Annotated in this window: 14 protein-coding genes; 8 read left to right on the plus strand and 6 right to left on the minus strand. The window is 52.1% G+C overall.

The window, feature by feature from the left end:
- Positions 1 to 264 precede the first annotated feature (264 nt).
- Together NNN64_RS17390 and NNN64_RS17395 are read left to right on the plus strand one after the other, a co-directional pair.
- Complete coding sequence (locus NNN64_RS17390; RefSeq protein ID WP_271442178.1) at positions 265 to 945, plus strand: oligogalacturonate-specific porin KdgM family protein; 681 nt, start codon at positions 265 to 267, stop codon at positions 943 to 945.
- Between the two features lie 89 nt (positions 946 to 1034).
- Entirely contained in the window at positions 1035 to 2459 is a 1425-nt protein-coding gene (locus NNN64_RS17395; RefSeq protein ID WP_271442179.1) for an MFS transporter, read from the plus strand.
- A 58-nt stretch (positions 2460 to 2517) separates the two neighbouring features.
- Here NNN64_RS17395 and metJ read toward each other — a convergent pair whose 3' ends face one another.
- Complete coding sequence (gene metJ / locus NNN64_RS17400; protein ID WP_048213988.1) at positions 2518 to 2835, minus strand: met regulon transcriptional regulator MetJ; 318 nt, start codon at positions 2833 to 2835, stop codon at positions 2518 to 2520.
- 265 nt (positions 2836 to 3100) lie between these two features.
- Between metJ and metB the strand changes: the two genes are divergently transcribed.
- Positions 3101 to 4261 (plus strand): cystathionine gamma-synthase, encoded by a 1161-nt coding sequence (gene metB / locus NNN64_RS17405; RefSeq protein ID WP_137381470.1) that lies wholly within the window; start codon positions 3101 to 3103, stop codon positions 4259 to 4261.
- 2 nt (positions 4262 to 4263) lie between these two features.
- On the plus strand, positions 4264 to 6696 hold the full coding sequence (gene metL / locus NNN64_RS17410; protein WP_271442180.1) for a bifunctional aspartate kinase/homoserine dehydrogenase II: 2433 nt from the start codon (positions 4264 to 4266) through the stop codon (positions 6694 to 6696).
- A gap of 35 nt (positions 6697 to 6731) precedes the next feature.
- On the opposite strand, the gene NNN64_RS17415 is transcribed toward metL, so the two are convergent.
- The gene (locus NNN64_RS17415) at positions 6732 to 7907 is read right to left on the minus strand and encodes a cytoplasmic protein (protein WP_271442181.1); all 1176 of its coding nucleotides are present in this window, start codon (positions 7905 to 7907) and stop codon (positions 6732 to 6734) included.
- Positions 7908 to 8040: 133 nt separating this feature from the next.
- On the opposite strand from NNN64_RS17415, the gene NNN64_RS17420 reads away from it, so the two are divergent.
- Positions 8041 to 9597 (plus strand): bifunctional metallophosphatase/5'-nucleotidase, encoded by a 1557-nt coding sequence (locus NNN64_RS17420; RefSeq protein WP_271442182.1) that lies wholly within the window; start codon positions 8041 to 8043, stop codon positions 9595 to 9597.
- A 38-nt stretch (positions 9598 to 9635) separates the two neighbouring features.
- On the opposite strand, the gene NNN64_RS17425 is transcribed toward NNN64_RS17420, so the two are convergent.
- On the minus strand, positions 9636 to 10013 hold the full coding sequence (locus tag NNN64_RS17425) for a carboxymuconolactone decarboxylase family protein (protein ID WP_271442183.1): 378 nt from the start codon (positions 10011 to 10013) through the stop codon (positions 9636 to 9638).
- Positions 10014 to 10102: 89 nt separating this feature from the next.
- On the opposite strand from NNN64_RS17425, the gene NNN64_RS17430 reads away from it, so the two are divergent.
- From NNN64_RS17430 to katG, 3 genes are all read left to right on the plus strand, one after another.
- Positions 10103 to 11011 carry a LysR family transcriptional regulator gene (locus NNN64_RS17430; protein WP_271442184.1) on the plus strand — a complete coding sequence of 303 codons (909 nt, stop codon included), beginning with the start codon at positions 10103 to 10105 and terminating at the stop codon, positions 11009 to 11011.
- 157 nt (positions 11012 to 11168) lie between these two features.
- The gene (gene metF / locus NNN64_RS17435) at positions 11169 to 12056 is read left to right on the plus strand and encodes a methylenetetrahydrofolate reductase (protein ID WP_271442185.1); all 888 of its coding nucleotides are present in this window, start codon (positions 11169 to 11171) and stop codon (positions 12054 to 12056) included.
- 168 nt (positions 12057 to 12224) lie between these two features.
- Complete coding sequence (gene katG, locus NNN64_RS17440; RefSeq protein ID WP_271442186.1) at positions 12225 to 14405, plus strand: catalase/peroxidase HPI; 2181 nt, start codon at positions 12225 to 12227, stop codon at positions 14403 to 14405.
- A gap of 84 nt (positions 14406 to 14489) precedes the next feature.
- On the opposite strand, the gene gldA is transcribed toward katG, so the two are convergent.
- The 3 genes from gldA to NNN64_RS17455 form a co-directional block, all read right to left on the minus strand.
- Positions 14490 to 15593 carry a bifunctional L-1,2-propanediol dehydrogenase/glycerol dehydrogenase gene (gene gldA, locus NNN64_RS17445; RefSeq protein WP_271442187.1) on the minus strand — a complete coding sequence of 368 codons (1104 nt, stop codon included), beginning with the start codon at positions 15591 to 15593 and terminating at the stop codon, positions 14490 to 14492.
- Between the two features lie 12 nt (positions 15594 to 15605).
- Complete coding sequence (gene fsa / locus NNN64_RS17450; RefSeq protein WP_202037230.1) at positions 15606 to 16268, minus strand: fructose-6-phosphate aldolase; 663 nt, start codon at positions 16266 to 16268, stop codon at positions 15606 to 15608.
- Positions 16269 to 16535: 267 nt separating this feature from the next.
- Entirely contained in the window at positions 16536 to 17387 is an 852-nt protein-coding gene (locus NNN64_RS17455) for an AraC family transcriptional regulator (protein WP_271442188.1), read from the minus strand.
- Positions 17388 to 17417 lie beyond the last annotated feature (30 nt).

The following is a 17417-nucleotide window of genomic DNA, read 5'->3' on the forward strand; positions in this document are numbered from 1 at the left end:
ATTGAATAATATTTCATATTTAATAAATGAAGCAGTGTTTTTATTTTTTATGATAAAATATTCCCACTGGTGATCTTCGTCATTTTTATCTTCCGTTCTTTGCCACTCATGACAATTCCTGGCAAAATTTCAAAGGTTTATCCCCTCTTTCTAAAATACACTTTCGCGGAAATATAAAATTATCCTTACGTCTCTATTACTTTCCTGTTCACATTCAGGAATGTGATGGTGAATTTTATTTATTTAGTGTGAAAAGGGATTGTCATGAAATTTAAATCTACCTTGTTACTTATTCCATTACTATCTGCGGCCGCGCAGGCGGGTTATGTCGATTATCGTCATGAATATTATGATGACGGGCGAAATTACGATCGTGTTTATATGTCGCATCGTTTTGCTACAGGTTTTGGTGTGGCGGTAGAGGCCATTTCACGTTCTGAAGATACGCAATCGAATGATGCTTGGAATAATATGGAAAGTAACGGTAACGAGTATACGGCAAGTTACCAGTTTACCTGGCAGGACCTTATCTGGCAGCCGGGTATTGCGGTTGAAACGGGCGATAACATCACGATCTATAAGCCTTATATTCGTGTGCAATATAATATCAATGACAGCTGGTGGACGGCATTCCGCTATCGCCAGGAGTATATGCGCAGAAACGCCGATGGTAAAGATGACCGTATGGTTTACCGTCCTGAAGCGTGGCTTGGCTATAACGTCAATAATTGGATGTTTGAACTAAACGGCATTTATAAAATTGCTGACAGCGAAGATTTATACAACAACAGAAAAGACGATTATGAATATAACTTCCGTGTTGCTTATAAAATAGATTCCTGGGTTCCATTTATTGAGATTGGTAACGTCTCCTCGGGTTATGACACCACCACGACTGACGATCGTCAGACACGCTATCGTGTCGGTCTCGGTTATAACTTTTGATTGTTAATACTCTTCGTATTGGTTTATTACGTTGAGCACCAGGATATACGCATAGTTTGCGTGAATAATATGTCTAAGGAGTTGACATCATGTCTAATGATGGAACGGTGAGTGGAAGCAATCAAAGTATTGTCGTCAGACCTTTCGGATTCAGAGATAAGATTGGTTATTTGTGTGGTGACCTGGGAACCTGTTTTATTCTTGGTCTGGTAAATAGTTTTTTAATGATTTATTACACGAACGTCCTCGGCATTTCTGGTGTCATTGTCGGCTCGCTCTATTTTGTGACCAAACTCTTTGATGCGTTTGTCGATGTTGGCGTAGGTCGCTTATGCGATACGTCTAAACTGACGGCACATGGACGTTTCAACCCCTGGGTGCGTCGCATGAAGTATCCATTCTGTATCGTTGCGGTGGTCCTGTTTCTGCCGTTTGTGAATGATTTTTCTTATACGGCGAAAATTATCTATATCTGCTGCTCCTATTTTGTTTACGGTTCACTGTTATCGACAGTCAGCATTCCGTATGGCGCCATGTCTGCGGCGATTAGCTCGAATCCGGAAGACCGAGTGTCACTGTCAACCTGGCGAAGCGTGGGTTCCGCCATCGGCGGCGGCGCAACCGGCTTTTTTATCCCGATTCTGATGTACACCACCCTGGTGGACGGAAGCCAGGTGATTTCCGGGCAACACTTCTTCTGGATTGCTATTGGTTGTGCCGTACTGGGCTTTATCTTTTTAACGTTGACCTGTCAGTTAACAACAGAACGTGTGCGCGTGGAGAGAAAAGAGAGCATGCCCGTATCGGTGCTGCTGAAGGGATTGTTACGCAATAAAGCACTGATCGTTTTAGTTGTGGTGGATCTGCTGATTGTGATTAACCAGGGGTTGTCAGGTACCAACATGACTTACCTGTTTAATGACTACTTCCACAACAAAGAGGCCATGTCCGTGGCGTTGCTGTTTACCTTCGGCTCTCTGGTTTTGCTGGCTCCCTCGGCATCCTGGCTGACGAAGCGGTTTGGTAAAAAAGAGGCCAGCGTCGGCGCATTGCTCTTTGCGGTGGCGATGTATCTGATTATGTACTTCATCCATATTACGGACGCGAAAGTCTATTTGGTTTTCCTGTTCCTGGCGACGCTGGGGGCAGGGTTATTCAACCTGATGATTTGGGCGTTTATGACCGATGTTTGTGATTATCATCAGTATGTCACCGGCGATCGTGAGGATGGTACGGTTTACGGCGTGAACTTCTTTGCCCGCAAGGTGGGTCAGGCGTGCGCAGGGGCGATTGGTGGCTTTATGCTGGCCATCATTGGTTATCAATCTTCGTCAACGGGCGGCGCTGTGCAAACCAGCATCGTGCAGGAAAATATTTATACGATGGCAAATCTCTTGCCGGCCTTATGTCTGTTTTTGGCGGCAGTCATACTGATTTATCTCTATCCATTGAACCGCAAAGAAACGCTCAAAATGGAAGAAACATTGAATAAAATCAATGGTATTAGAAAATAATGTTGTGAGAAACGGCGGGGTTATCCCGCCTTTTCTCATTTTTCTAACCGTCAGCCGATCAGTACTCCCACGTTTCCGGGTCGATCCCCAGTTCACGCATGATGATCTTCGCTTCTTCCGGGATTTCATCACTGCGCTCTTTACGCAGATCCTCGTCGTTTGGCAACGGTTGCCCGGTAAAGGCGTGCAGAAACGCTTCACACAGCAACTCGCTGTTGGTGGCGTGGCGCAGGTTATTCACCTGACGACGCGTGCGTTCATCGGTAAGGATTTTTAACACCTTCAGAGGAATGGAAACCGTAATTTTTTTGACTTGCTCACTCTTCTTACCGTGCTCAGCGTATGGGCTGATATATTCGCCGCTCCATTCAGCCATGAGATACTTAATCCTCTTCGTCATTAATATTGAGGCCAGAACCTGAGCCCGGACCATAATTGCGCGTAGTTTATCGTAGTGGCGCGGCCCTGACACGAAGTTAGCCGACGCAAATGTACGCTAATGCATATAATTTTAACGGCTATTTCCTGTTTGCTCAATCTATACGCAAAGAAGTTTAGATGTCCAGATGTATTGACGGCTATTGTAACAATGATTACTCTGGTGTCTGACTTTTCACCGACTCAGCCAGGATCTCCTCAATATGACGCGTAAACAGGCCACCATTGCAGTGCGTAGCGGATTAAATGACGACGAGCAGTACGGTTGCGTTGTCCCACCGATTCACCTCTCCAGTACCTATAATTTCACCGGTTTTAATGAGCCGCGCGCTCATGACTATTCACGCCGTGGCAACCCGACGCGTGATGTGGTTCAGCGTGCGCTGGCGGAGCTGGAAGGTGGCGCTGGTGCAGTGCTGACCAATACCGGCATGTCGGCGATTCATCTGGTGACGACGGTGTTCCTGAAGCCTGGCGATCTGCTGGTCGCACCGCACGACTGTTACGGTGGTAGCTATCGCCTGTTTGACAGTCTGGCAAAACGTGGCTGCTATCGCGTGCTGTTTGTCGATCAGGGTGATGAGCAGGCGCTGAAAGCGGCGTTGGCGGAAAAACCAAAGCTGGTACTGATCGAAAGTCCAAGCAATCCGTTGCTGCGTGTGGTGGATATTGCAAAAATCTGCCAACTGGCGCGTGAGGCGGGTGCGGTGAGCGTTGTCGACAACACTTTTTTAAGCCCTGCACTGCAAAATCCACTGGCATTGGGCGCCGATCTGGTGTTGCATTCATGCACGAAATATTTAAACGGTCACTCGGATGTGGTGGCTGGCGTGGTGATAGCGAAAGATCCGGAGACGGTCACTGAGCTGGCATGGTGGGCGAATAATATTGGTGTAACCGGCGGCGCATTTGATAGCTATCTGCTGTTGCGTGGCCTGCGTACTCTGTCGCCGCGTATGGAAGTGGCACAACGTAACGCTCAGGCTATTGTGGACTACCTGCAAACCCAGCCGTTGGTGAAGAAACTGTATCATCCGTCACTGCCGGATAATCAGGGGCATGAGATTGCCGCGCGTCAACAAAAAGGGTTTGGCGCGATGTTGAGTTTTGAACTGGATGGCGACGAGCAAACATTGCGTCGCTTCCTGAGCGGGTTGTCATTGTTTACGTTGGCGGAATCATTAGGGGGCGTTGAAAGTCTGATCTCCCACGCCGCGACCATGACACACGCGGGTATGGCGCCAGAAGCGCGTGCTGCTGCCGGAATTTCTGAAACGCTACTGCGTATCTCCACCGGTATTGAAGATGGCGAAGATTTAATTGCCGACCTGGAAAATGGCTTCCGGGCTGCAAACAAGGGGTAAACATGAGTGTGATTGCGCAGGCAGGGGCGAAGGGTCGTCAACTGCACAAATTTGGTGGTAGTAGTCTGGCAGACGTGAAATGTTATTTGCGTGTCGCAGGTATTATGGCGGAGTACTCGCAGCCTGACGACATGATGGTTGTTTCCGCCGCGGGCAGTACCACTAACCAGTTGATTAGCTGGCTTAAGTTAAGCCAGACCGATCGTCTTTCTGCGCATCAGGTTCAGCAGGCGTTACGCCGTTATCAAAGTGAGCTGATTAGCGGCCTGTTACCACCAGACGTGGCTGATGGGCTAATCGGTGCGTTTATTCACGACCTGGAGCGTCTGGCGGCATTGCTCGACAGTGGTGTGAATGAAGCCGTCTATGCCGAAGTGGTGGGGCATGGTGAAGTGTGGTCGGCGCGTTTGATGTCTGCTGTCCTTAACCAGCAGGGACTGGAGTCTGCCTGGCTGGATGCGCGTGAGTTTTTACGTGCTGAACGCGGTGCCCAGCCGCAGGTGGATGAAGGTCTGTCTTATCCGTTGCTGCAACAACTGCTGGCTCAACATCCAGGCAAGCGCCTGGTGGTTACCGGGTTTATCAGCCGTAGCAATGCGGGTGAAACGGTGCTGCTGGGGCGTAACGGCTCTGACTATTCAGCTACGCAGGTGGGTGCGTTGGCAGGCGTTTCCCGCGTGACTATCTGGAGCGATGTCGCCGGGGTTTATAGTGCGGACCCGCGTAAAGTCAAAGATGCCTGCCTGCTGCCGCTGCTGCGTCTTGATGAAGCCAGCGAGCTGGCGCGTCTTGCGGCTCCGGTTTTGCATGCCCGCACCTTACAGCCGGTTTCGGGTAGCGATATCGACCTCCAGCTGCGCTGCAGTTACACGCCGGATCAGGGGTCAACGCGGATTGAGCGTGTACTGGCTTCTGGTACCGGGGCGCGCATTGTGACCAGCCATGACGACGTCTGTCTGATTGAGTTTCAGGTTCCCACTGGCCAGGACTTTAAGCTGGCTTACAAAGATATCGACCAGATTTTAAAACGCACGCAGGTGCGTCCGCTGGCGGTTGGCGTGCATCCGGACCGTCAGCTGCTGCAATTTTGCTATACCTCCGAAGTGGCTGATGGCGCACTGAAAATTCTTGATGAAGCTGGCCTGCCGGGCGAGCTGCGTCTGCGCCAGGGGCTGGCGCTGGTGGCGATGGTTGGGGCTGGCGTAACGCGCAATCCACTGCATTGCCACCGTTTCTGGCAGCAGTTAAAAGGCCAGCCAGTCGAGTTTACCTGGCAGTCGGAAGAGGGGATCAGTCTGGTTGCGGTACTGCGTACCGGCCCGACCGAAAGCCTGATTCAGGGCCTGCATCAGTCTATTTTCCGTGCAGAAAAACGTATCGGTCTGGTGCTGTTCGGTAAAGGGAATATTGGTTCACGCTGGCTGGAACTGTTCGCCCGCGAACAAACAACGCTTTCCGCACGTACCGGGTTTGAATTCGTGCTGGCAGGCGTGGTGGATAGCCGCCGTAGCCTGCTGAACTATGAAGGGCTGGATGCCAGCCGTGCTCTGGCCTTCTTCGACGACGAAGCGGTAGAGCAGGATGAAGAGGCGCTATTCCTGTGGATGCGCGCCCACCCGTATGATGATTTAGTGGTGCTGGATGTGACGGCCAGTGAACAATTGGCCGATCAGTATCTGGACTTCGCCAGCCATGGTTTCCATGTCATTAGCGCCAATAAACTGGCGGGGGCGAGTACCAGTGATAAGTATCGCCAAATTCATGATGCGTTCGAAAAAACCGGCCGCCACTGGCTGTATAACGCCACCGTGGGGGCAGGTTTGCCGATCAACCATACTGTGCGCGATCTGATTGATAGCGGTGATACGATTTTGTCGATCAGCGGGATCTTCTCCGGCACGTTATCCTGGCTGTTTCTGCAATTTGATGGCACGGTCCCGTTCACCGAACTGGTGGATCAAGCCTGGCAGCAAGGGCTAACTGAACCGGACCCGCGCGTCGATCTTTCTGGCAAAGATGTTATGCGTAAGCTGGTGATCCTGGCGCGTGAAGCAGGTTACGATATTGAGCCGGACCAGGTTCGCGTTGAGTCGCTGGTGCCTGCGCACTGTGAAGAAGGCTCCATTGACCATTTCTTTGAAAATGGCGATGAGTTGAACGAACAGATGGTGCAACGTCTGGAAGCTGCACGTGAAATGGGGCTGGTATTGCGCTACGTGGCGCGTTTTGACGCCAATGGTAAAGCGCGTGTGGGTGTTGAAGCGGTCCGTGCTGAACACCCGCTGGCAGCGCTGTTGCCGTGCGATAATGTGTTCGCCATTGAAAGCCGCTGGTATCGCGATAACCCGCTGGTGATCCGCGGGCCGGGCGCAGGTCGTGATGTGACCGCCGGTGCGATTCAGTCGGATATTAATCGTCTGGCGCAGCTGCTGTAGTTTGCGTTGCCGGATGGCGCTTACGCTTATCCGGCCTACATATGACACGAACCGTAGGCCCGGTAAGCGGCAGCGCCACCGGGCAAATCGCGCTGGGTGATCAGGGCGTTGTATTGCTCTGTCAGCATCTTTATCGTCTGCAACACCGAATGGGCCGAGTAACGGGCGCTATCCCGAAATTCCGTCTGTTGCTGCAACCAGGTGAGAAAATGATGGCTTGCCGCCAGGGTTATTGATGCGCCTTTTTCAACCTGACCCTCCGTTAACAAACACACCATTTTACGCGTGTCGCCTTGTTGCCAAATTTGCCACTGGTTTTGCCACCATCCCTGATAACTTTTGCCCAGTAACTGCCAGGGTCTGGTGTGTTGATCGTCACTGATTTCTTCATCCACAAACCACAGCGAGGCGTGATGTTCGCGAAATTGTTCCGCCCATGCGGTAATCACTGCGCCGCGCAGAAAGCACTCGTGAGCGATGATGTGCGTTTTAACTGCAGGCCAGAGATGGCTCAGGACGCGGAAATGCCCATGCGCGGTAATGACCGGGCGTAAAATCGCGCCGCTGGCGTTACGTTTGAGCATCGCGCTACCGTACTGGATTTCATCAAACTGGCTGCGGCGTAAAAACTGACTTTCTCGTTGGCTTACTCCCTCAACAATATCGTCATGTGTTGCAGCTGCCTCGCCGATGCCGCGCCAGCGGTAGCGCAATGAAGCCCCGGCAGGATGAGGTGTGAAATTGCTGGAAATATGCAGAATATTGCCACGAATAGCATCAAAGCTGAGCAATACATAGAGTTGCTGATCGGCACTGGCACCCTGAAACGGTACGATCAACGGAACCGTCGCGATTTGTTCGGGCGGTTGGATGGCGACGAGCGGTTGCTGCTTTGGCGTCCAGACTTTTTTGCACGCCCGGCACTGAACACGCTGGCTGCCCTGGGGATTTCGGCCATAACGTATCGTTTCTCGCTGGTAACAATTCGGGCAAAAAATTCCGCTATTGGTCGCGAACTGCGCTAAACAGGCCGATAACCAGCTACGGAATTGTTCCCCATTAAAAAGCGGGGGATAGCTGCCGCATGCCCGGCAATGCAGCGCGGCATAACCCAGCCGATACTCTGGCCAGCTGTAATCTGCTGAACTCGACAATCCCAGATTTTGGCAGCCAAAGGACTTACAGCAATTGATAGTGAACGGAGACGGCATCGTATTACCAACGATTTTTAATGGTCGTTGATTTTGCCCTGTGACTATCACCGATGGATGTGATTTTTCTCACATAAAAAAACCTTTCAGAACGTAACGTAGCGATTCTTTATATGACTGAAAGGGATTGATTATGAAGTTAAAAATGTTGGCTGTTGGTGTTCTGGTGTCACTGCCGCTTTGGGCATCCGCCAAAGATGTCACCATTATTTATACCAACGATCTCCATGCCCACGTTGAACCTTACAAAGTGCCGTGGATTGCGGATGGCACGCGTGATATTGGCGGCTGGGCTAATATCACGACGATGGTGAAGCAGGAAAAAACGAAAAATAGCGCCACCTGGTTCTTTGATGCCGGGGACTATTTTACCGGGCCGTATATCAGCAGCCTGACCAAGGGCAAGGCGATTATCGATATCATGAACACCATGAATTTTGACGCTGTCACCATGGGTAATCATGAGTTCGATCATGGCTGGGATAACACGCTGCTACAGCTGAGCCAGGCGAAATTCCCGATTGTGCAGGGTAATATCTTTTATCAGAACAGCAGTAAAATGTTCTGGGATAAGCCGTACACCATCATTGAGAAAGATGGCGTGAAAATTGGCGTAATTGGTCTGCACGGTGTGTTTGCTTTTGATGATACGGTTTCTGCGGCGACACGTGTTGGTATCGAAGCGCGTGATGAAGTGAAGTGGTTGCAACGCTATATCGATGAGCTTAAAGGCAAAGTCGATCTCACCGTGGCGCTGATCCATGAAGGCACGCCAGCGCGTCAGTCCAGCCTGGGAGGCACCGATGTGCGCCGTGCGTTGGATAAAGACATCCAGACCGCAGGCCAGGTGAAGGGGCTGGATCTCCTGATCACCGGCCATGCGCATGTGGGCACGCCAGAGCCGATTAAAGTCGGTAATACCTTAATTCTCTCCACCGACAGCGGCGGTATTGATGTCGGTAAACTGGTGTTGGATTACCAGCAGAAACCGCATCAATTTACCGTGAAAAATTTCGAGCTGAAGACGATCTATGCCGATGAGTGGAAACCCGATCCGCAGACGAAACAGGTGATTGATGGCTGGAATAAAAAGCTTGATGAAGTGGTACAACAGACGGTTGCCAACTCGCCGGTTGAGCTGACGCGTGCTTACGGTGAATCTTCTTCGCTGGGGAACCTGGCGGCGGATGCGCTGCTGGTGGCAGCGGGTAAAGATACCCAGTTAGCGCTCACTAACTCAGGCGGCATCCGTAATGAAATCCCGTCAGGTGCTATTACGATGGGCGCAGTTATTAGTACCTTCCCGTTCCCGAATGAGCTGGCAACCATGGATCTCACCGGGAAGCAGTTACGTAGTCTGATGGAGCACGGCGCGGGTTTAAGCAACGGTGTATTGCAGGTGTCCAAAGGCCTGGAGATGAAGTATGACAGCAGTAAACCTGTCGGTCAGCGGGTCACTGTATTGACGTTAAACGGCAAACCGATTGAGGATGCCACGGTTTATCACATTGCCACCAATAGTTTCCTGGCAGACGGCGGTGATGGTTTTACGGCATTCACCGAAGGCACAGCGCGTAATACATCCGGAGGCTACTATGTCTCTAATGCCGTCGTTGATTATTTCAAAGCGGGAAATACGCTGACGGATGAGCAACTGAAAGGCATGCGTGTGGAAGATGTGAAAAAGTAACGTGTTCAGGCCAGCAGACAAGCCGCTGGCCTGTTGTTTTAGCCTCTGTGGGAGGCAAACACCTCTTTCGCGGCGAACAAGCCGTTGAGTGCCGCGGGGAAGCCAGCATATACGGCCATCTGCATAATCACTTCCACGATCTCATCCTGCGTTAAGCCCACGTGTAATGCCGCGCCAATATGCACCTTCAATTGCGGGGCGGCATTGCCCAGCGCCGTTAACGCCGCGACGGTAGCAATCTCTCTACTGCGTAAATCCAATCCCGGTCTTGAATAGATGTCGCCAAAAGGAAATTCAATCAGGTATTGGGCGAAGTCGGGCGCAATGTCCTGCAGACTGTCGACGACCGCATCGCCCCCTTTACCATCTACTTTTTGCAGCATCAACTGACCCGTCATAAAACGTTCTGAATTCATTATCTCTTCCTCGTGAGTGCGGTGTATGCCATGAGGATAAGGGGTGCAGAACAATTGGGATAATACCGTTTCCGTGATACTTTTTTGGTATGACAATATCGCCCCTGCACTCTCTTGATATCCGTCTGCTGCGCTACTTCACCGTCGTGGCCGAAGAGAACAACATGAGCCGTGCGGCGCAACGTCTTTTTATGTCGCAGCCGCCGCTAAGCCGTCATATTCGCCAGCTTGAAGAACGCCTGGGGGTGACGCTTTTTGTCCGCCATACCCGTGGGCTGACGTTGACGGAGGAGGGTCAGCACGTATTAGAAATGGTGCGTCCACTGCTGGCGCTACAGGACAAGACCTATATTGCATTGAGCCAGCTAGCGCAGAGGGAGGTGCAACCTCTGCGTTTAGGATTAAGCACGGCGTTTGAACAGGGTGTTTTTGTGGCGCTTGAATCAACGCTAAATGCTCGTGTAAAAATGCTGCGTGTCACGCGTCACGGCTCACCTGAACTTGTTCGTCAGGTAAGGCGAGGCAAACTGGATGCGGCGCTGGTAGCTTTGCCTATTGAGGCATCTGGGCTTACCGTCACCCCTTTAGCCTGGCAAGAGCCGATAATTGCTGCATTACCCTCCTTTTGGTCAGAGGCTCGTACGGCCTCTCTTTCCTTATCGGCACTCAACCACCGACCGTTGTTCTGGTTCCAGCGGGAACGTAACCCGGCTTTCTTTGACTACACCCGGCAGATTTTTCACCGTGCGGGTTACTCTCCTTCCTGCCTTGAAGAACCTCTGGAGCATGATGTACTGCTTGCACGGATTGCCCAGGGCGATGGTTTAAGTTTGCTCCCGGCTTCATTTGCCGCTATCCAGCGCCAGGGCGTGGTATTCCATCCACTGAGCGATGCTGAGCTGTGTATCCGTGCCGGGTTAGTGATGTTGCCTGAGAATGAGAGCCGGTTGCAGTGGGTGCAAGAACTCATGATGCAATCCCTCATCATTTCAAGCTGATGTGAATTTTTTTCACGTTGGCTGAGTATTCCTCACCTTTATCGATGATTTTTGTGTTGACGGCAGCACGCTTTTCCGTCATTTTTACATCTAGACGTCTAAACGTATAGCAGTTCACAACACAACATATAACGACATAAGATTGATGAGGTAAGGTATGAGCTTTTTTCACGCCAACCAGCGGGAAGCCCTGAATCAGAGCCTGGCAGAAGTGCAGGGTCAGATTAACGTTTCGTTTGAGTTTTTCCCGCCGCGCACCAGTGAAATGGAGCAAACCCTGTGGAACTCCATCGATCGCCTGAGCAGCCTGAAGCCGAAGTTTGTTTCCGTGACTTACGGGGCAAATTCGGGTGAGCGCGACCGTACGCACAGCATTATTAAAGGGATTAAGGATCGCACGGGCCTCGAAGCGGCTCCGCACCTGACCTGTATTGATGCCACTCGCGATGAACTGCGCACCATTGCTCAGGATTACTGGAATAACGGTATTCGTCATATTGTTGCCCTACGTGGCGACCTGCCACCGGGTGGCGGTAAACCAGATATGTATGCTGCCGATCTGGTGAGCCTGCTGAAAGACGTCGCAGATTTTGATATCTCTGTTGCCGCTTATCCGGAAGTTCATCCGGAAGCGAAGAGTGCTCAGGCAGACCTGCTTAACCTGAAACGTAAGGTTGATGCCGGCGCAAATCGGGCGATCACCCAGTTCTTCTTTGATGTGGAAAGCTACCTGCGTTTTCGCGACCGTTGCGTATCAGCAGGCATCGATGTGGAAATTATTCCGGGTATCCTGCCGGTCTCTAACTTTAAGCAGGCGAAGAAATTCGCCGATATGACCAATGTTCGTATCCCTTCCTGGATGTCGACGATGTTTGACGGTCTGGATGATGATGCCGAAACCCGCAAGCTGGTAGGGGCGAATATCGCCATGGACATGGTGAAGATCCTCAGTCGCGAAGGGGTGAAAGATTTTCACTTCTATACGCTCAACCGCGCAGAGATGAGCTACGCTATTTGTCACACACTGGGTGTAAGACCGAATTAAACAGATGCCCCAGCCCTCTACGGAGGGCTTTTTATTGATCATTTTGATCTACATCTCTGTAACTTAAAATATAAAAGGAATTAGCTATCGAATCTGTGGGTTATTTCGACTATATCTTATCTCTGGTGGTGTATATCGTAGTCAGAACACTGTAAAGGGAGCATATAGATGAGCATGTCCGACGATAGCCATAACGCATCAACTGCCGGTAAGTGTCCTTTTCATCAGGGCGGTCACGATCAGAGCGCGGGAGCAGGAACGAACAACCGCGACTGGTGGCCTAATCAACTCCGTGTAGATTTGCTGAACCAACATTCCAACCGTTCGAACCCACTGGGCGAGGACTTCAACTACCGCAAAGAATTTAGCAAACTCGACTATTCTGCCCTGAAAGGGGATCTCAGAGCCCTTCTGTCCGAATCTCAACCGTGGTGGCCTGCCGACTGGGGTACCTATGCCGGTTTATTCATCCGTATGGCATGGCACGGTGCAGGGACTTATCGCTCCATCGATGGACGCGGTGGCGCGGGTCGCGGACAGCAGCGTTTTGCACCACTGAACTCCTGGCCGGACAACGTTAGCCTTGATAAGGCGCGTCGTCTGCTGTGGCCAATCAAGCAGAAATATGGTCAGAAAATTTCCTGGGCCGACCTGTTTATCCTCGCGGGTAACGTGGCGCTGGAAAACTCAGGCTTCCGCACCTTCGGTTTTGGCGCAGGGCGTGAAGATGTCTGGGAACCGGATCTCGACGTAAACTGGGGGGATGAGAAAGCCTGGCTGACTCACCGCCATCCTGAAGAGCTGGCAAAAGCCCCGCTTGGCGCAACCGAGATGGGTCTTATCTATGTTAACCCGGAAGGTCCTGATCACAGTGGTGAGCCGCTTTCTGCGGCAGCGGCTATTCGTGCGACCTTCGGTAATATGGGGATGAACGACGAAGAAACTGTCGCGCTGATTGGTGGTGGTCATACGTTGGGTAAAACCCACGGTGCAGCACCAGCATCCCATGTTGGTCCTGATCCAGAATCAGCACCAATTGAAGCGCAGGGACTGGGCTGGGCCAGCAGCTACGGCAGCGGCTCGGGTGCAGATGCCATCACCTCTGGTCTGGAAGTCGTCTGGACGCAGACGCCGACCCAGTGGAGCAACTATTTCTTCGAGAACCTGTTCAAATATGAGTGGGTGCAAACGCGCAGCCCGGCAGGCGCTATTCAGTTTGAAGCGGTTGACGCACCGGAGATTATCCCCGATCCGTTTGATCCGTCGAAAAAACGCAAGCCTACAATGCTGGTCACCGACCTGACCTTGCGCTTTGATCCTGAGTTCGAGAAGATCTCTCGTCGTTTCCTTAACGATCCGCAAGCGTTCAATGAAGCCTTTGCCCGTGCGTGGTTTAAACTGACGCACCGTGATATGGGGCCGAAATCGCGCTACATCGGACCGGAAGTACCGCAAGAAGATCTGATTTGGCAGGACCCGCTGCCGCATGCGTTCTTCAACCCAAGCGAAGAAGACATTCTTAACCTGAAGGCGACCATTGCAGCTTCCGGGCTTTCTGTCAGTGAGTTGGTATCGGTGGCGTGGGCTTCCGCATCGACTTTCCGTGGCGGTGACAAACGTGGTGGTGCTAACGGTGCTCGCCTGGCGCTGGCACCACAACGCGGCTGGGATGTGAATGCGACTGCGGCACGTGTTCTGCCTGTGCTGGAAGGTATTTATAAATCTGCTCATACCGCCTCGTTGGCTGACATTATCGTGCTGGCCGGTGTGGTAGGTGTTGAGAAAGCGGCAAGCGCGGCGGGTGTTAACATCACTGTACCTTTTGTTCCGGGCCGCGTAGATGCGCGTCAGGACCAAACCGATATCGAGATGTTTGAGCTGCTGGAGCCTATTGCAGATGGTTTCCGTAACTATCGTGCCCGTCCTGACGTGTCGACCACCGAGTCATTACTGATCGATAAAGCGCAGCAGTTGACCCTGACGGCACCGGAAATGACCGTGCTGGTAGGCGGGATGCGCGTCCTGGGTGCCAACTTCGATGGTAGTCAGCATGGCGTCTTTACCGATCGTCCAGGCGTGCTCAGCAATGACTTCTTTGTCAACCTGCTGGATATGCGTAACGAATGGAAAGCGACTGACGAATCGAAAGAGGTCTTTGAAGGTCGTGACCGTCTGAATGGTGAAGTGAAATACACCGCAACCCGCGCCGACCTGGTGTTTGGCTCTAACTCGGTACTGCGTGCGCTGGCAGAAGTTTATGCCTGCAGCGATGCCCACGAGAAGTTCGTGAAGGACTTTGTCGCGGCATGGGTGAAAGTGATGAACCTGGACCGTTTCGATCTGCTGTAATCGAAAATGCCGGATAAGCTGTGCGTTTATCCGGCCTGCCAGACAGAAAAATCCCCGCCATTGCGGGGATTGTTTATGGTGTGCTTATTCCCACTCTTGCAGATACCGCTGGCCATACTGATCGGCCACCAGCAGCGCAGCGTACACCTGATCTGGTGTGGCACCGCCCGGCATGTTATGGATAGTCTCGCCTTCGGCACAAGCCGCTTCTGCCACAATGCGCATCTTCGCGGGAACATCCTGTTTGATGTCCAGTTGTGCCAGCGTAATAGGCAGACCAACGGAATGGCACAGTGCAGCCACGGTTTCGATTTCGTCTACCGGCGCGTTTTCCAGCACCAGTTGCGTCAATGTACCGAAAGCCACCTTCTCACCGTGGTAGTAGTGATGTGCATCCGGGATTGCCGTCAGACCGTTATGGATCGCGTGTGCAGCGGCCAGGCCACCGCTTTCAAAACCCACGCCGCTCAGATAGGTATTGGCTTCAATGACGCGCTCCAGCGCAGGCGTTACCACATGTAGCTCGGCGGCCAGCATCGCTTTTTCGCCTTCTTCAATCAGCGTATTGAAGCATAGCTCCGCCAGTGCCAGCGCGGCCTGAGTGCATTGGCCTCCCGCCATGGTCGTTGCGCCGCTGCGTGAGCAGGCGCGTGCTTCAAACCAGGTTGCCAGCGCATCGCCGATACCCGCTGCCAGCAGCCGCGCAGGCGCACCCGCGACAATTTTGGTATCAACAATGACCCTGTCCGGGTTGTTTGGCAGCAGCAAATAGCGATCGAATTCACCGGCATCGGTGTAAATGACGGACAGCGCACTACATGGCGCATCGGTAGAGGCGATGGTTGGCGCAATGGCAACCGGTACACCCATAAAGTGCGCCAGTGCCTTGGTGGTATCCAGCGTTTTACCCCCGCCGATACCGAGCACTGCACCGCATTGCGCTTTTTCTGCCACGCCACGCAGGCGGTCGATTTCGTTTTGTGAACATTCACCACCAAATGGCACGATCTCGAGTGCCAGACCGGCGTCGTGGAAGCTTTTTTCCAGTACGCCCTGGGCAAATCCTAAGACAAACTTGTCCCCAACGACCAGCCAGCGCTCTGCCAGTGGTTTGAGATAGCTGCCAAGACGGGTAATAACATCAGCGCCCTGGATGTACTTACCAGGTGATTGAATAATGCGATCCATACTTTATTTCCCTCACAGGTTGATGTGACCAAATGCGTTGTTCCAGTCCTGCTCAAACTTCTCTATTGCTGACTCTACCGCAGGGGTATTGAGCATTTGTTGCGCTACGTCTAATGGCAGGGTGATTGCGGCACATCCTGCCAGTAAGCAATCCAGCGCCTGGCGCGGTGTCTTAAAACTGGCTGCCAACACCATGCTGTTTGGCGCATGCATCTCCAGCAGTGTTTGCAGCTCTTGCACTGTGCGGATACCGTCACCACCCTGAGCATCAATGCGGTTAACGTATGGTGCGATATATTTTGCCCCAGCCAGTGCGGCCAGCAGACCCTGAGAAGCACTGTATACCGCGGTGCCCAGCGTGGTGATCCCCTCTTTTTTCAGCATCTTAATCGCGGCCAGACCTTCGGATGTCACCGGGATTTTCACTACCAGACCGGGGACGGCGTTGCTCAGGCGTCTGGCTTCTTCCACCATGCCCTGTGCGTCGCGGCTCATGGTTTGGGCAAACAAAATGCCCTCTTCGCCGATGGCGTTTTGCAGACGTGGCAGTACATCCCAGATGGATTCTTTGCTTGCCGCGACAATGCTTGGGTTGGTGGTAACACCCGCGATAGGGAAGATGCGTGCCAGACGTTCGACTTCCGCGACGTTAGCGGTATCCAGGTACAGTTCCATATAAAACACCCTCTTAATTTCTCGGTAGCAGCCCGTCACCGGGATGCTTTGCTGTGCTCAGGATAAGAGTGTTTCGGCATACTGCGCTATCTGACAAATCTGTCAAAAGCTGGACAAATGTAATATGTCGGTGAAAGTGGGAGGTACTTCACATGTTCTGGGGTGGTCGGTTTAATCTGATGGCAGAGGATGCGTGTTTCTTTTTGATATTACAAAAATCCAGTAAATATGTTTTTTGTCCTCTGTGGGTTTTGTCGCGACTTCACCTTAATGTGGGGACGTCTCTTTTTCCGTTAACTGGCTGTGATATTGCCGCCGATACTCAGACGGTGAGCGTTCGGTATTTTTGCGAAACAGGCGACAGAAGTAGTTGCTGTCGACGAACCCGCAGGCGTGTGCAACTTCTTTAATTTTCAGATCGTAGCCCTTCAATAGCGTTTTCGCTTGTTCAAGTCGGGTGTGGTTAAGATATTCGTTAAAACCAATGGCTCCGGTTTTCTGAAACAGATGCGAAAGATAATTCGGTGAGATGTAAAAGGCCTGGGCAACGGATTCGCGGGTCAACGGAGAGGCGTAGCGTTCGTCAATGTAGTCGCGAATGGCGTCGAAAAGTGCCTGGCTACGCGATGCTGTCTGGATTTGGCTACCGAGCAGGTCACGGCAATGGCTGAACAGGCTGGCAATAATTAATTTCGCGGTTTGCTGCTCCTGGGGCTGCATTTGTATTTCATTGAGCGCCTGTAGCAGGAAGGAGCCGATACGCGGCCCGCGGCGTGCCACATGTTGATTGGCGAGATGTTGGAACTGGCGGCCATCCCATTGCATAACGCTAAAGATTAACTGCTGCTTAGCGAACAGAATCGTCAGCATAGTGACGGGCGTTTGCCATTGCGGAAGATTCCAGCCTCCTGCGGGGACGTACAGAACGTCCCCGGGAACAAGTATGTTCCCGATACCCGTATCCGAAAGTTGCCCCTCCAGCACGATTTCCAGTCGTGGAAAATCTACCTTATACGCCAGTTCTGGCGTTGCGGCATTGCTGCTGGCGAAGTAAACCTGGTGCAGCGGTAAGGGGCCGTTAATCAGGCGGGAAAGTAGGTGGCTGATGTTGTGATACATGTGAATCCCTGACAGATCGTGGACAGGGAA

It is taken from the genome of Citrobacter sp. Igbk 14, assembly GCF_028069825.1.
Taxonomy (GTDB): domain Bacteria; phylum Pseudomonadota; class Gammaproteobacteria; order Enterobacterales; family Enterobacteriaceae; genus Citrobacter.

Bases quoted from the DNA above. Each gene is read 5' to 3' on its own strand.
- NNN64_RS17390 (WP_271442178.1), top strand. From the start codon at position 265: ATGAAATTTAAATCTACCTTGTTACTTATTCCATTACTATCTGCGGCC.
- NNN64_RS17395 (WP_271442179.1), top strand. From the start codon at position 1,035: ATGTCTAATGATGGAACGGTGAGTGGAAGCAATCAAAGTATTGTCGTC.
- metJ (WP_048213988.1), bottom strand. From the start codon at position 2,835: ATGGCTGAATGGAGCGGCGAATATATCAGCCCATACGCTGAGCACGGT.
- metB (WP_137381470.1), top strand. From the start codon at position 3,101: ATGACGCGTAAACAGGCCACCATTGCAGTGCGTAGCGGATTAAATGAC.
- metL (WP_271442180.1), top strand. From the start codon at position 4,264: ATGAGTGTGATTGCGCAGGCAGGGGCGAAGGGTCGTCAACTGCACAAA.
- NNN64_RS17415 (WP_271442181.1), bottom strand. From the start codon at position 7,907: ATGCCGTCTCCGTTCACTATCAATTGCTGTAAGTCCTTTGGCTGCCAA.
- NNN64_RS17420 (WP_271442182.1), top strand. From the start codon at position 8,041: ATGAAGTTAAAAATGTTGGCTGTTGGTGTTCTGGTGTCACTGCCGCTT.
- NNN64_RS17425 (WP_271442183.1), bottom strand. From the start codon at position 10,013: ATGAATTCAGAACGTTTTATGACGGGTCAGTTGATGCTGCAAAAAGTA.
- NNN64_RS17430 (WP_271442184.1), top strand. From the start codon at position 10,103: ATGACAATATCGCCCCTGCACTCTCTTGATATCCGTCTGCTGCGCTAC.
- metF (WP_271442185.1), top strand. From the start codon at position 11,169: ATGAGCTTTTTTCACGCCAACCAGCGGGAAGCCCTGAATCAGAGCCTG.
- katG (WP_271442186.1), top strand. From the start codon at position 12,225: ATGAGCATGTCCGACGATAGCCATAACGCATCAACTGCCGGTAAGTGT.
- gldA (WP_271442187.1), bottom strand. From the start codon at position 15,593: ATGGATCGCATTATTCAATCACCTGGTAAGTACATCCAGGGCGCTGAT.
- fsa (WP_202037230.1), bottom strand. From the start codon at position 16,268: ATGGAACTGTACCTGGATACCGCTAACGTCGCGGAAGTCGAACGTCTG.
- NNN64_RS17455 (WP_271442188.1), bottom strand. From the start codon at position 17,387: ATGTATCACAACATCAGCCACCTACTTTCCCGCCTGATTAACGGCCCC.